Source organism: Novosphingobium pokkalii, from assembly GCF_014652855.1.
Taxonomy (GTDB): domain Bacteria; phylum Pseudomonadota; class Alphaproteobacteria; order Sphingomonadales; family Sphingomonadaceae; genus Novosphingobium; species Novosphingobium pokkalii.
This window is the reverse complement of record NZ_BMZP01000001.1, coordinates 380,967-395,014: the sequence shown is the minus strand read 5'-3', so window position 1 is coordinate 395,014 and position 14,048 is coordinate 380,967. Positions and strand designations below refer to the sequence as shown.

Sequence of the window (14,048 nt, the reverse complement as noted above, 5' to 3'; positions counted from 1 at the left end):
CCGTCTCTCAGGGAGTTTGACCAATGAAGAAGTCCTTGCTGGCCAGTGTATCGCTGGCCATGACGATCGCCGCCGCGCCGATCCTGGGAGCACAGGCCCAGGCGCGCGACTATGTGATCCATGCCGGTCACCTGATCGACGGCGTCAACGCCGGGGAACGTGCGAACGTGTCGATCCTGGTCCACGATGACCAGATCACGGGCGTGCAGGATGGCTTTGTGACGCCGGCCGGGGCTGACGTGGTGGACCTGTCGCAAAGCACGGTCATGCCCGGCCTGATCGATGCCCACGTTCACCTTACGCTCGATCTGACCAAGGGCAACGCCCAGCTCCAGAGCGTGACCAAGAGCGGTTATGACGAAACGCTGGAGGGCGTGGGCAACGCGCGGCTGACCCTGCTGGCCGGCTTCACCTCCGTGCGCGACGTGGGCGGGGATACCGCCGTCGTCGTTGCGCTCAAGCGGGCGCAGAAGGCCGGCACCATCCCTGGCCCGCGCATGTGGGTTTCGGGCAGTATCCTGAGCCCCACCGGCGGCCACGGCGACCCGGCCAACGGCTTCGATCCGGCGCTGACCAAGCCGGAATGGCAGGACGGTATTGTCGATGGGCCGGATGAGGCCGTGAAGAAAGTGCGTGAGCACTTCCGCGATGGCGTGGATCTCATCAAGATCGTGCCGTCGGGTGGCGTCGCCAGCGTGGGCGACGATCCCCAGGCCCAGTTGATGACCGATGCGGAAATCAAGGCCGTGGTGGAAACCGCCCATACCCTGCATCTGCGCGTGGCCGCCCATGCCCATGGCGCCCAGGCGATCGACCACGCCAGCGACATCGGCGTGGACTCGATCGAGCACGGCAGCTTTGCCACGCCTGCGAGCTATACCATCATGAAGAGCCACGGCACATACTTGGTGCCCACGCTGATCGCTGGCGCCACGGTGGTGGAATTTGCCCAGAAGCATCCCGAATTGCTCGGCCCGTCGATGGCGGAAAAGGCGCTGGCGGTTGGCCCGATCATGGCCAAGAACCTCTATGCCGCGTGGAAGGCGGGGGTGAAGATCGCATTCGGCACCGATGCCGGGGTCTATCACCACGGCCAGAACGCGCGTGAATTCGAGCTGATGGCCAAGGCCGGAATGCCTGTGGCCGACGTCTTGCGCAGCTCGTGGACCGGTGCAGCGACGCTGATCGGCGAAAGCCGCATCGGCGCGATCAGCCCCGGCGCCTTTGCCGATATCGTCGCCACCGACAAGGATCCGATGGTCGACGTGACCGAGTTGCAGCGCGTGCGTTTCGTCATGCAGGGCGGCCGCATCGTGAAGGATCACAGCGAACCCCGGATTTGATGGGGCTTTTGCCCTCGCGCACGCCGGCCTGAACGTCAGGCTGGCGTGCTGCGCACCAGATCGAGGAAGGATTGCACCGCGATCCGCTCGATCGATGGCATGCGCGGTTCGAACGGTTTGGCGTGGCCGGCAAAGACGGTCATGCCTTCCATGCTGGCCGAAATGAACAGGGCCATATCCTCGCGCAAGGCGGCAGGCAGGTCGGGCCGCATTTCATCAATGATGGCGCGGATCGGCGCGCGGGCGCGCACATAGAGCGCGTGCATCAGGTCGAACACGAAGGGTTCGTGGTTCGACAGGGCCCAGATCTCGGGAAAGAGATGCGTGGTCTTCTTGGTGCGGATGTCTTCCAGGATGAACAGGCACACGCGGCGAAGGCGGTCCTCGGGGGAAGCGCCAGGCATGTGCGCGATGGCCGCGAATTCCACTTCATAAGAGCGGATGACCGCTTCGAGCAGTTCGCGCACCAGGTCTTCGCGGCTGCGGTAGTGATAGGTCAGGTTGCCGAACTTCATCCCGCATTCGGCCGCGACTCGGCGCATCGACATCGCCGGATAGCCATGCTCGATCAGGATGGTCAGCGCCGTGCGCAGGATCAGTTCGCGCGTTTCCCGCCCTTTGAGATAGCCTCCCTCGCGCTCCGGGACGATCAGGTCGGTGACCAGTCGCGGCACACTATCCATCTGATTTGTCATCGCGTCTCCCCCAATTTCAGGAGAGTTTAGCACCTCTCATAAAATAGGTCACTCGACAAATTTAGGTCAATTGACAGTTTTGTGTCTGAAAGGTCATCTTGTGTTGCACAAGGCGAGCCCATCGGCCGCCATGGGGGGACACACGATGCGATCCTTCGCCCTTGCAGCAGGGCTTGCTGCTGCTACTTCGGCCCTTTCGATCCAGGGAAGCGCGCCTGCGCTGGCGGCGCCAAGTGCGGCTTCTGCCGCCTTTCCCAAACCCTTGCCCGAAGAGACCCTGCCCAGCGTCGCCAAGCTGCCGACGCAGTGGCCGGCAAGCTGGGTGCTGATCCACGATTTCCGCTTCCAGTCGATCGTCGATGGCCGCTTGGCGGTGGTGGACACCGCCGATCCGGTCCGCCCGCTCAAGGGCCTGGTGCGCGCGGCGCAGTTTGCCAACATGCTCGTCTCGCGTGAGCGCGGGGAAATCTACACCGCCGAAACGTTCTACAGCCGCCTGTCGCGCGGGGAACGCACCGATGCGATCACCATCTGGGACATGGCGACGCTGGAGCCCAAGGGCGAGATCGTGCTGCCCGGTGGCAAGCGCCAGCAATCGGTGACCTATCCGCACCTGTTCCAGTTCACCAACGACGGCAAGTGGGCGCTGATCGCCAATTTCACCCCGGCCCAGTCGGTGACGGTGGTAGACCTGGCAGCGCGCAAGATATTGAACGAGATTGACCTGCCCGGCTGCGCGCAGATCTATCCCACCGGGGTGCGCGGCTTCACCAGCCTCTGCGCCGATGGCTCCGCCTTCAGCGTGACGCTGGACGACAAGGGCGGGGCGGCCAGTTCCAAAACTGTGGCCAAGGTGCAGGACATCGATCGCCAGCCGCTGTTCGGCACCCCGGCGATTGTCGGCAAGACAGCGTGGTTCGTCAGCTTCTACGGGATGATCCAGGGCTTTGACCTGTCGGGCGAGGTGATCCGCCCGCTGCCCGGCAGTTTCAGCGTCGGCACCGCCGAAGGCGGCGCGCCGGAGTGGCGTCCGGGCGGCTGGGAAGTGATCCACGCCGATGCCGCCGGGCGGCTCTATGTGTTGATGAGCCCCTATGGCAAGGAAGGCAGCCACAAGGACGGCGGCACCGAAGTCTGGGTGATCGATCCTGTGAAGAAGGCCCGCGTGCAGCGTATCGCGCTCAAGGGCCAGAGCGTGGCGATCGGCGTCACGCGCGAGGAGCAGCCACATCTGGTGGCCGCGCGCGCCGATGGCGTGATCGACGTCTATGATGCCGTCAGCGGCGCGTTCGTGCGCACGCTGGGCGCCACGGTGGCGGCCAACCCGATCATGGTCACGGTGCCGTGATGGGGGCGCCTGATCTCTTTTGCGCCATGCTGCTGGCCGCATCGGCGGGGCACAAGGTGCTGGGTCATCAACGCCTGGCTCCGATCGCCGCGCGCCTGTCCGGCAGCGGTGCCGCGCTTGGGCCGGTGCTGCTGCTGCTGGCCGGGGCTGCCGAAATGGCGGCGGCGGTCTTCCTGCTGATCCCGCCGTTGCGGGTGATCGGCGCGGTCCTCGCTGCCGCGGTCTGGGCCAGTTACGCGCTGCTGCTGTGGCGGCAACGCGGCCACACGCTCGATTGCGGGTGCGATCTGGCGGCCCGCGCCAAGCCGGTGACGGCGGCGGTCGTCGCCCGACCGGCTGGCCTTGCAGCCCTGGCCCTTGCTGTTTCCACCCTGCCGGCAGCGCCATTCACGCTCGATGCGCCGTTTGCCGCTGCCGGCTTTTTGGCACTCTACCTGGGCCTGAGCGAGTTGCTCGCCACGCCCCGCCCTGCATGGAGGACCGCGTGATGCTGACCAGCCAGATCCTGCTCTGGACCGCCGTGATCGTCGAAGGCCTGCTGATTGCCGCGCTCGCCCGCCAGGTGGGCGTGCTGCATGAACGCATTGCCCCGGCCGGCGCCTTGACCCTGCACCAGAATGTCGCCTTGGGTGAAAAAGCCACGCCGATGACCCTGGCCGATATCGATGGTGCTCCGGTGGCGATCGGCGGCAAGCGCGCGGGCCGCAGCCAGCTCCTGTTCTTCGCGTCGCCCGAATGCCCGATGTGCAAATCGCTGTTGCCGGTGGTGCGCAGCGCGGCGCGGGCCGAGGCGGGCTGGCTCGACCTGGTCGTGGCCGGCGATGGCAGCAAGGCGGCCTATCGCGCCATGGCGCGTGAGCATGGCCTCGATGGCTTGCCGCTGGTGCTCAGCGAAGCACTCGGCCGCGCTTTCGGCGTCGCCAAGCTGCCCTATGCCGTGCTGCTCGACGAGGAAGGCCGCGTCGCCTCGCTCGGCCTCGTCAACAGCCGCGAACACTTGGAAAGCCTGTTCGAAGCGAAGGAGCGGGGCGTTGCTTCGATCCAGGATTTCCTCGCCCGCCGCCAGAAGGAGGCCTGAGCCATGCGGTTCGACAAACTGACCGAAACCTTCTCGCGTCGCGTGGCGCGGGGCACCAGCCGCCGCTCCATCCTGGCGCTGCTGGGTGCGGGAATGACCGGCGCGGCTGCCTTTCCGGTGCTGCCCGTGGCGCGTGCCGCCAGTGGGGAAGGGGGGCATGGCGCCCACCCCGCAGGCGCGGCGCGGCCGATCATGGCCAGCGGCCTGGACCAGGATCCCGGCGACCAGGCAAGCTGCGACTACTGGCGCTATTGTGCAATCGACGGCTTCCTCTGCTCCTGCTGCGGCGGTACGGTGAACACCTGCCCGCCGGGCACGGAAATGAGCCCGATCACCTGGATCGGCACCTGCACCAACCCGGCCGACGGGCGTGCCTATGTCATCAGCTACAACGATTGCTGCGGCACCTCTTCGTGCGGGCAGTGCCTGTGCAACCGCAACGAGGGCGATCGCCCACAAGTGCGTCCGCAGTCGAACAACGACTACAACTGGTGCCTGGGCTCGCAGAGCAGCGTTTACAACTGCTCGGTGGCGGCGGTGATCGGCGTCGCGCTGGAGAAAGGCAAGTGAAGCGCGCGGCTGTGCTCGGCGCGGTGGTCGCGCTCGGCGGGGCCGCTCTGCTGGCGACCCATCCGCTGCGCGCGGCGCCTGATGGAGCCACGGTCTTTGCCCGCTGTGCTGCCTGCCACACGCGCACCGGGGCCGGCGTTCCGGGCGCCTATCCGCCGCTTGGTGCCGATTTCCGTGCCTTGGCGGCCAAGGATGCCGGGCGGCGCTACATCGTGCTGGCCGTCACGCGCGGGCTGATGGGGCCGATCACGGTGGAAGGGCGGCCCTATGCCGGGGTGATGCCGGCGCAGGGCGGGCTGGATGATGGCGCGGTGGCGGCCGTGCTCAACCATGTCGGCACGAAGATTGCCAAGACCGGCCCGGCGTTCCGCCCGTTCGACAGCGGCGAAGTGGCGCGGTTGCGCCAGAGCGGCGCGTCTCTTGGGCCCGCTGACGTCGCCCGGCTCCACGCCGGAGCCGGCGGCAAATGACCGCCCGGCCGCTCGCCCTGGTGCTGGTGGCCGGCCTTGCCGCGGCGAGCCTCGCCACCGTGTCTTCGCGCGCCACGCCGGCGGCGATGCGCGGCGTGGTCGATCCGGTGCAGGCGCGCACCGATTATCAACTCAAGTGCCAGGGCTGCCACCGCCCCGACGGCAGCGGAGACGGGCATTCCAACCCGCCGATGCGCGGCGTGGTGGGGCAGTTCCTGGGCGTTGACGGCGGACGCGCCTTCATCGGCCGGGTGCCGGGCGTCGCCACGACCGACCTCGATGACCAGCGCCTCGCCAATCTGGTGAACTGGACGCTTTACACATTCGATCCGCAGCACATGCCGGCCGATTTCCGCCCTTATACAGCGCGGGAACTGGGCCAGTTGCGACAGCATCCCCTGCGCCTGGAGCGCGCCGCCATGAGAGCGCGCCTGGTTGCAGGCTTTACTACCAAGCAGGACTGAACAGGGAAACCATACAACGGAGGGAAGTCCATGAGGAATCACGTTTTCGGCGGAGTGGCCCTGGCTGCGATCGCCATGGCACACCCCGTTCGCGCGGCCGAGGCGCCGCCCCCGCAGGACAGTGCATCAGCGCCGGGCGAAATCGTGGTGACGGCGACCAAGCGATCGGAAAACCTGCAATCGGTGCCGATCTCGGTCTCGGCCGTCGGCGGAGACCAGTTGGCCAAGTCACGCATCACCAATGTGGATAGCCTGGTCACCAAGGTGGCCAACCTCCAGTTGACCAGCATCGTGGGTGACAATACCCCGATCTTCGCGCTGCGCGGCGTTTCGATGTCGGACTACAGCCTCAACCAGTCGAGCCCGGTGGCGACCTATTACGACGAAGTCTATAAGGGCAACTTCGCGTTCCTGGGCGTGGCGATGTACGATCTGGAGCGGGTGGAAGTGCTGCGCGGGCCGCAGGGCACGCTCTATGGCAAGAACACCACCGGCGGCGCGGTCAACATCATCAGCCGCGATGCCAAGCTGGGCGAGACCAGCGGCTATTTCAACGCCGGCTATGGCAATTACAACCGGGTGGACCTGAACGGGGCGGTCAACGTGCCGCTGGGGGACAAGGCTGCGTTGCGCGTGGCCGGCACGTTTGCCCGGGCCGATGGCTGGTTCAAGAACGTGGTGCCGGGCATGCCCGATCTGGCCGAAACGCGCGAATGGGCGGTGCGCGGCACGCTGAAGTGGGAGCCGCTCGATGGCGTGCGCTTCACGCTGCGCGCTTCGCACAGTTTCCAGAATCCGCACAACTATGGCATCTATGCCCAGCCCGAGGCGACCAACCGGCCCGGCCTTTCCACCTGGCAGATCGCCAGCGACGTGGCCACGCGCCGCCGCGCCGTGACCAATTCGGTGGCGCTGACCGCCAATATCGACTTGTCCGACGCTCTCGCGCTGACCAGCATCACCAGCTATGACGCAGGCACGCTGTTCTTCCGCGAGGATACCGACGGCACGGCCAGCCGCCTGCTGGAAATCCCCTATTACGACAAGGCCAGCCAGTTTGCGCAGGATCTGCGCCTGACCAGCAATTTCGGCGGGCCGTTCGATTTCATCCTGGGTGCCTATTTCAATCGCGAAAAGGTGTTCAACAGCACGTCGTTCGAAATCGCCACCGACGTGGACGTGAACGAGGATGGATCGATCACGGCGGCCGATTGCGCCGATGGCTTCCCCATCGCCTGCAAGGTGAGCAACCGGTTCGACCAGGTGAAGAAGAGCATCGCGCTTTACAGTGACCTGAAATACAAGTTGACCGATGCGCTCACGCTGCGCGGCGGCCTGCGCTATACCCACGATACCGGCACCCAGAGCGGGTTTACGTCCAACGCCTATGGCTATGACGATGTGCTGGTGATGAACCTCATTCCCAATTCCACCCTGCCTTTTTCCACCGACAACCTTTCGGGCAAGATCGGCGTGGATTACAAGCTGGCGAGTGGCGACCTGCTCTATGCCAGCGTAAGCCGGGGCTATCGCGCGCCAAGCTTCAACGCGCAGGCCTTTTTCGATCCCGCCGAGTTGAGCGTGGCCAAGGCCGAGCAGGTGACCTCTTACGAAGTGGGCGCCAAGACACGGCTGTGGGACCGGCGCGTGACGCTGAACATGGCGGCGTTCTATTATGATTATCGCAACCAGCAGTTCATCAACGTCGATCCCACCACTGCGGCGCAGACCCTGCTCAACATTCCCAAGAGCCGGATCTATGGCGCCGAGGCGGAACTCAATATCCGCGCAAGCGAGGCCCTGTCGCTGCGCGCCGGGCTGGGCCTGCTTTCCGCCCGCATCCAGAAAGGCACGGTCAGCGGCGTCGATGTGGCCGGGCACAAGCTGTCCAACGCGCCTGATTTCTCAGCCAACGCGGGGGTGGACGTGACGGTGGCCAAGGGTGCTTGGGGTGCTTTGTCGCTGCATCCCGAAGTGGCCTATCAATCGGCGCAATACTTTGAAGTGATCAATATCGCGCGGCTGGAGCAGAAGGGCTATGCCCTGGTTGGCGGGCATATCGACTGGGAAAGCGCCGATGGCCGCTATACTGCGTCAGCCTGGGCTAAGAACCTGTCTAACAAGCTCTATTTCACCTCGCGCGTGGATTTGCTGGCCGGCTTCGGCTTTGATTACAACCATATCGGCAATCCGCGCACCTACGGCGTAACGGTGGGCGCCAAGTTCTGATAGACTATCGGCCGGGACGGGTGACGAAAGAGGCACCCGCCCGGTCAACGCGACACGCGATGACGGAGAGAGAGATGTCGGATTTCAAGCTGTTGATCGGCGGTGCATTGGTGCCCGGCGATGCCACGATGGAAGTGATCAACCCCGCCACTGGCCAGCCTTTCCTGACCGTGCCGCGCGCCAGCGTGGCGCAGGCCGATGCCGCGATCGCGGCGGCCAAGGCGGCCCAGCCGGCCTGGGGCGCCACGCCGCTGGCGCAGCGGCAGCAAGCCCTGCTGCGCCTGGCCGACGCGATCGGCGCGCGGGCCGATGAATTCGCCCGGCTGCTGACGCAGGAACAGGGCAAGCCCTTGCCCGAGGCGCAGGGCGAAGTGGCCTGGACGCAAGGGTTTCTGCGCCACTATGCCACGCTGGGCCTGGAAGACCGGGTGATCCAGGACGATGCCGCCGGGCAGATCGTGGTCAGGCACCGGCCGCTGGGCGTGGTCGTGGGCATCATCGCGTGGAATTTCCCTTTGCTGGTGGCGCTGTGGAAGATCGGCCCAGCGACGCTCGCGGGCAATGCCATCGTGCTCAAGCCCGCGCCGACCACGCCGGCCAGCGCGCTCTTGCTGGGTGAAGTCTGCGCGCAGGTGTTTCCGGCCGGCGTGGTCAACGTGATCACCGATGCCAACGATCTGGGGCCGCACCTGACCGCGCACCCGGATGTCGCCAAGATCGGCTTCACCGGATCGACCGCGACGGGCAAGCGCATTGCCGCGAGCGGGGCCGATACGCTCAAGCGAGTCACGCTGGAACTGGGCGGCAACGATCCGGCGATCGTTCTGGATGACGTGGACGTGCGCGAGACGGCCAAGGCCATCTTTGCCAATGCCTTCCTCAATTGCGGGCAGGTCTGCCTGGCGATCAAGCGCGCCTATGTTCACGCCGACATCTATGACGCCATGGCCGCCGAACTCGCCCGCCTGGCGCAAGAGGCGGTGGTGGGCGACGGGCTGGAGCAGGGCACCCAGATCGGCCCGATCCAGAACGCGATGCAGTTCGACAAGATCAAGGGCTTCCTCGACAGTGCGCGGGCCGATGGGGTGATCGTGGCCGGCGGCGCGGCGATGGAGCGCGCCGGCTATTTCGTGCAGCCGACGATCGTGCGCGACGTGACCGACGGCATGCGGATCGTGGACGAGGAACAGTTCGGCCCGATCCTGCCGCTGGTGAAGTTCGACGACGTGGACGACGTGATCGCGCGCGCCAATGCCAGCGACTATGGCCTGGGCGGTTCGGTTTGGTCGGCCGACGTGGACCGCGCTGCCGCCATCGCCGCGCGGATCGAGAGCGGACAGGTGTGGGTGAACCAGCACCTGGCGATCGGGCCGCACATTCCCATGGCCGGTTTCAAGCAATCGGGCCTGGGGGTGGAGCAGGGCGAGGAAGGCCTGGCCGAATATGCCCAGGTGCAAGTGGTGAACATCAAGCGATGAATGCGCCATCGTATGCCAAGGGGCCGGTGGACGAGCCCCTGATCGAGCACACCATCGGCGCAGCGCTGCGGCAGGCGGCCCAGCGCTGGCCCGATGGGCTGGCGCTGGTGTCGCGGCACCAGAGCCTGCGCTGGACCTGGTCGGAGCTGGACGCCGAAGTCGACAGCGTGGCCAGCGGGCTGCTGCGGCTGGGCATCGGCAAGGGGGACAGGGTGGGCATCTGGGCGCCCAACCGCGCGGAGTGGGCGGTGATCCAGTTCGCCACGGCGCGGATCGGCGCGATCCTGGTGACCATCAACCCGGCCTATCGCACCAGCGAGGTGGAATACGCGCTCAACAAGGTGGGTTGCCGCCTGCTGGTGCTGGCGCCGCGTTTCAAGAGCAGCGATTACGTGGCGATGCTGCGCGAACTGGGGCCGCAGCGGCTGCCCATGCTTGAGCACATGGTGGCGCTGGGTGAGGAGACGTTCGCAGGCTTCCTGCCGTGGGATGCGCTGCGTGCGGCGCCGGATCGGGCCGGTCTGGCACAGGCCGATACCATGCTTGACCGGCACGATCCGATCAACATCCAGTTCACCAGCGGCACCACCGGCTTTCCCAAGGGCGCGACGCTGACGCATCGCAACATCCTCAACAACGGGTACTTCAGTGCCCGCGCCATGGGGCTGGGCGAGCAGGACCGGCTGTGCATCCCCGTGCCGCTCTACCACTGCTTTGGCATGGTGCTGGGTAATCTGGCGGCGGCGACCAGTGGCGCGGCGATGGTCTATCCCGGCGAGGCGTTCGATCCGCGCCTCGTGCTGGAAGCGGTGAGCGCGGAAGGGTGCACCGGGCTGCACGGCGTGCCGACGATGTTCATCGGCGTGCTCGCCGAACTGGACGCCGGGGATTATGACGTTTCGACCCTGCGCACCGGGATCATGGCCGGCTCGCCATGCCCGGTCAGCGTGATGCGCGCGGTCATGGAGCGGCTCAACATGACCGAGGTCACCATCGGTTATGGCATGACCGAGACCAGCCCGCTGACCACCCAGACCGCGCGGCACGATCCCCTGGCCGAGCGGGTGGAAACCGTGGGCCGGGTGCATCCCCATGCCGAGGCCAAGGTGATCGGCCCGGACGGCGAGACTCTGCCGCGCGGGGTGCAGGGCGAATACTGCTCGCGTGGCTATGCGGTGATGCCCGGCTATTGGGACGATCCGCACAAGACGGCCGAAGCGATCGACGCGGATGGCTGGATGCATTCGGGCGATCTCGCGACGATGGACGCGCAAGGCTATGTGCGGATCACCGGGCGGATCAAGGACATGATCATTCGCGGTGGCGAGAACATCTATCCGCGCGAGATCGAGGAATTCCTTCTGACCCATCCCCAGGTTCTGGATGCGCAGGTGTTTGGCGTGGCCGACGAGAAGTTTGGCGAGGCGGTCTGCGCCTGGATCATCCCGCGCCCCGGCGAAACGCTGGCGGCCGATGCCGTGCGCCAGCATTGCCAGGGGCGCATCGCCCACTTCAAGGTGCCGGCGCATATCCGCATCGTCGAGCGCTTTGCCATGACCGTCACCGGCAAGGCGCAGAAGTTCGAGATGCGCAAGATGATGGAGGCCGAAATCCGCGCGCAGGCCGGCGAAATGAGTGGTTCCTAAGGCAGCAAATGCACGGGAAAGGAGGCAGGTCGACGCGGCTTGACTCTTAAATCTACATATGTTGAATAAAGTCATGCCTCGGAATCGTCGACCTTCCCGCCAGATGCTCGCGCTGCTTGCCGCGCTTGGCGCGCGGACTCCGGATTGGTGGCACGGGTACGAGCTGATGAAGGAAACCGGCTTGGCCTCTGGCACGATCTATCCGCTGCTGATGCGCATGACGGAGCAGGGGCTGGTCGAGGCCGAGTGGCGCGAGCCAGAGCAGCCGGGACGGCCGCCCCGCCATGCCTATCGTCTCACGGCGGCGGGCCTTGCTCTGGCACGGCAGCAAAATGATCTGCAGGACGCGCCCGGCGGCGCGGCGGTGCCGGCATGACGGGCAGGCTTTCCCGCGTGGTGCTGGCACTGGCGATGCACAGCCTGGGCGCGCAGAACCGGCCATGGGCACAGGCGATGCAGGGTGAATTCGCCGTGGCAGAGGCCGATGGCCGAGCCTTGCGTTTCGCCTGTGGCTGTCTGCTGGGCGCCTGGCGCATGTTGCCCCGGCATGGCGAGGGCCGCTTCACGCTGACCAGCTACGCGCTGTCGCTGGGTGTTCTGTTGCCCATTGGCGTGCTCTTGGCCAAGGCGGCCATGTCCGGCTTTCCTTTCGTGATGGCCAGCGCCGGGACGGCCGGCTTTCTGTGGGGGCAGGGCACGTTCCGCTCGCTGCTCGATCCGGGCACGCAATGCCTTGCGCCTGCGCTGATCGCGCCGATGCTGGCGCTGGCCGCCTGCCATGGGCTGCTTGCCTGGTGGGTGCTTGATCGCGATTGGCCGCGCGTGGTGATGGCGTCTAGGCTGGGGGCGGCGGCGATCACGGCGCTGGTGATCGTCATGGCCTGCGCCGGGCTGAGCCTCGCCACGCTGGCGCCAGCCTGCCTCATTCTCGCCGCCGAATGTGCCGCCGTAACCGCGCTTGCTGCGTGGCAGGCGAAAGGCCTCGGCGAGGAATTGATCTAGCAAAGGCGCCGCTCACGGACCGGCCCCTGTCGATACGGGAGAGGGTATGACGAAATGGATCGCGGCAAGGCGCATGGCCTTGCTGATGGCAGCCTTGTGCCTGGTGGATGCAGGCGGGGCCAACCGGCTTTGGGCTGCATCTGTTTCCACCGCGCGGGCGACAGAGCAGGGGGCTGCCCTGCCGGTTGTCGGAGTGGAGGACTGGGCTGTCTATGGCACAGCCTATAGTTACCAGCACGATGCCGCCGTGCCCGGCGGTGGCGTTGTGATCGTCTCACCTGGCACGAAGCCGGTGGAGCCTTGGTCGAGTGGCGCCACGATGCCCTTGCCGCACGGGATTGTGGCGGGAGAACCTGTTTCCGCCGTGTTCTGGGCGCGGGCCGCGCGCGACACGCGGGTGACGATCGGCTTTCAGGGATCGGCGCCTGGCTATGCCCGCTTCGCATCGCGGGAGGTGATGCTGACCCCGCAATGGCAGCCAGTGACGATCGAGGGTATCGCGCCGCCTGACATCGCGACCAATCCGCAATCGCTGTCCGTGCCGTTGGGCCTGGCCGGTGTCGATGTGCGTCTGGGGCCGGTTGCGTTCCAGCGCGGCAAGGCCGATGCCGCCAAGGCGATGCGGGCCTTTGCCGCGTTTCGCCCGGCGCAGGTGGTGGAAGATGTCCGCATCCCGTCAGAGACCGGCGTGATGCTCGCCGGCACGCTGCATCTGCCGGTCATGCCTGCCCGCGCGCCCTTTCCGCTGGTCCTGCTGATCCAGGGGCATGGTCCCAATGGCCGGGGTGGCTTTCCCGAGATCATCCGCTATCTCACCGCCCATGGCATCGCCGCGCTGGAGTATGACAAGCGCGGCGTCGGCCAGTCGAGCGGCGTCTACAAGGAAGATATCGCGCGGTTGAGCGCTGACGCGGCCGCAGCGGTCGCCGCCATGCGCCGCCGGCCAGATATCGATGGGCGCCGCATTGCGCTGGTCGGTCACAGCCAGGGTGGCGTGATCGCCCCGGCTGTGGCGGCGGCCGATCCCGGCATTGCGGCGGTCGTCACCCTGGCCGGCTCTGTCGGTGATGGCTTGCCGGCGCTGCGCCGCGCCCTGGTCAACCAGATGGTGGCTGCCGGCCGCCCGCGTGATGTTGCGACCGCGGCGATCGATGCTGTCATCACGCTGCTTCAGGCACGGATCGACGGGAAGGACGCGGCCACCGTTGCGAACCTGCGTGCGGCGGTGGTGGCGCGGTTCGAGGCCGCCAGGTTTGCGCGACCCCAGGCCGAAGGCGCGCTGGCGATGATCGACACCGAGGAAGCCCAGGGCGCGAACAAGCTGCATTCGGCGTCTGACCTGCGCGCGATCCACTGCCCCGTCCTGGCGGTCTTTGCCTCGAAGGATCCGCTGGTGATCGCCGCCGATGAAGCGGCGCAGGCCCGCCTGGCGCTGGCAGACAATCCACGTGGGAACGTCGTCGTGCTCGATGGCCTGAGCCACTGGTTCCAGGAAGGCGCAGTGACCGGCGGCGAAGAGGAGATTGCGCGGCTCGGTCCCAATGCCGGTTCGCCCCGCCTGGTGAACCTGGTTGTCGGCTGGTTGGTGCAGGCGTTTGCCGAGGCACGACCGCAGGGTGGCGTCGCGCTTCACTGAACACAGCTTGGTATATACTAACTTCGGATGAAGATTTCCTATCAAGTCCATGAAAAGCCTGTAAAATGATTTGAGTTTCCGTCGTCTTC

The 14,048-nt window shown here is 66.3% G+C and carries 14 protein-coding genes; 13 read left to right on the top strand and 1 reads right to left on the bottom strand.

The window, feature by feature from the left end:
* Window positions 1-23 precede the first annotated feature (23 nt).
* The gene (locus IE191_RS01770) at window positions 24-1,343 is read left to right on the top strand and encodes a metal-dependent hydrolase family protein (RefSeq protein ID WP_191322609.1); all 1,320 of its coding nucleotides are present in this window, start codon (window positions 24-26) and stop codon (window positions 1,341-1,343) included.
* 35 nt (window positions 1,344-1,378) lie between these two features.
* On the opposite strand, the gene IE191_RS01765 is transcribed toward IE191_RS01770, so the two are convergent.
* On the bottom strand, window positions 1,379-2,038 hold the full coding sequence (locus IE191_RS01765) for a TetR/AcrR family transcriptional regulator (protein ID WP_229815031.1): 660 nt from the start codon (window positions 2,036-2,038) through the stop codon (window positions 1,379-1,381).
* A 262-nt stretch (window positions 2,039-2,300) separates the two neighbouring features.
* Between IE191_RS01765 and IE191_RS01760 the strand changes: the two genes are divergently transcribed.
* The 12 genes from IE191_RS01760 to IE191_RS01705 all read left to right on the top strand — a co-directional run bounded on the left by IE191_RS01760 (window position 2,301) and on the right by IE191_RS01705 (window position 13,959).
* On the top strand, window positions 2,301-3,386 hold the full coding sequence (locus IE191_RS01760) for an amine dehydrogenase large subunit (RefSeq protein ID WP_229815030.1): 1,086 nt from the start codon (window positions 2,301-2,303) through the stop codon (window positions 3,384-3,386).
* A 26-nt stretch (window positions 3,387-3,412) separates the two neighbouring features.
* Window positions 3,413-3,874, top strand: coding sequence for a MauE/DoxX family redox-associated membrane protein (locus IE191_RS01755; protein ID WP_229815029.1), 462 nt, complete (start codon window positions 3,413-3,415; stop codon window positions 3,872-3,874).
* Window positions 3,874-4,464 (top strand): redoxin family protein, encoded by a 591-nt coding sequence (locus IE191_RS01750; RefSeq protein ID WP_229815043.1) that lies wholly within the window; start codon window positions 3,874-3,876, stop codon window positions 4,462-4,464. The genes IE191_RS01755 and IE191_RS01750 overlap by 1 nt, the downstream gene beginning before the upstream one ends.
* A gap of 3 nt (window positions 4,465-4,467) precedes the next feature.
* Window positions 4,468-5,034: a methylamine dehydrogenase light chain gene (locus tag IE191_RS01745; RefSeq protein WP_191322605.1), complete on the top strand. Its 567-nt coding sequence runs from the start codon at window positions 4,468-4,470 to the stop codon at window positions 5,032-5,034.
* A complete protein-coding gene (locus IE191_RS01740; RefSeq protein WP_229815028.1) occupies window positions 5,031-5,504 on the top strand; it encodes a c-type cytochrome in 474 nt (157 codons plus the stop codon). The genes IE191_RS01745 and IE191_RS01740 overlap by 4 nt, the downstream gene beginning before the upstream one ends.
* The gene (locus IE191_RS01735; protein WP_229815027.1) at window positions 5,501-5,968 is read left to right on the top strand and encodes a cytochrome c family protein; all 468 of its coding nucleotides are present in this window, start codon (window positions 5,501-5,503) and stop codon (window positions 5,966-5,968) included. Before IE191_RS01740 ends, IE191_RS01735 begins: the two co-directional genes overlap by 4 nt.
* Window positions 5,969-5,998: 30 nt before the next feature.
* Window positions 5,999-8,197: a TonB-dependent receptor gene (locus IE191_RS01730; RefSeq protein ID WP_191322604.1), complete on the top strand. Its 2,199-nt coding sequence runs from the start codon at window positions 5,999-6,001 to the stop codon at window positions 8,195-8,197.
* Between the two features lie 74 nt (window positions 8,198-8,271).
* Window positions 8,272-9,675, top strand: a complete 1,404-nt coding sequence (locus tag IE191_RS01725; protein ID WP_191322603.1) for an aldehyde dehydrogenase family protein — start codon at window positions 8,272-8,274, stop codon at window positions 9,673-9,675.
* On the top strand, window positions 9,672-11,321 hold the full coding sequence (locus tag IE191_RS01720; RefSeq protein ID WP_191322602.1) for an AMP-binding protein: 1,650 nt from the start codon (window positions 9,672-9,674) through the stop codon (window positions 11,319-11,321). Before IE191_RS01725 ends, IE191_RS01720 begins: the two co-directional genes overlap by 4 nt.
* 103 nt (window positions 11,322-11,424) lie before the next feature.
* Window positions 11,425-11,697, top strand: coding sequence for a PadR family transcriptional regulator (locus tag IE191_RS01715; RefSeq protein WP_229815026.1), 273 nt, complete (start codon window positions 11,425-11,427; stop codon window positions 11,695-11,697).
* Entirely contained in the window at window positions 11,694-12,323 is a 630-nt protein-coding gene (locus IE191_RS01710) for a hypothetical protein (RefSeq protein ID WP_191322600.1), read from the top strand. Before IE191_RS01715 ends, IE191_RS01710 begins: the two co-directional genes overlap by 4 nt.
* Before the next feature lie 46 nt (window positions 12,324-12,369).
* Window positions 12,370-13,959, top strand: a complete 1,590-nt coding sequence (locus IE191_RS01705) for an alpha/beta hydrolase (protein WP_191322599.1) — start codon at window positions 12,370-12,372, stop codon at window positions 13,957-13,959.
* The last annotated feature ends 89 nt before the right edge of the window (window positions 13,960-14,048 follow it).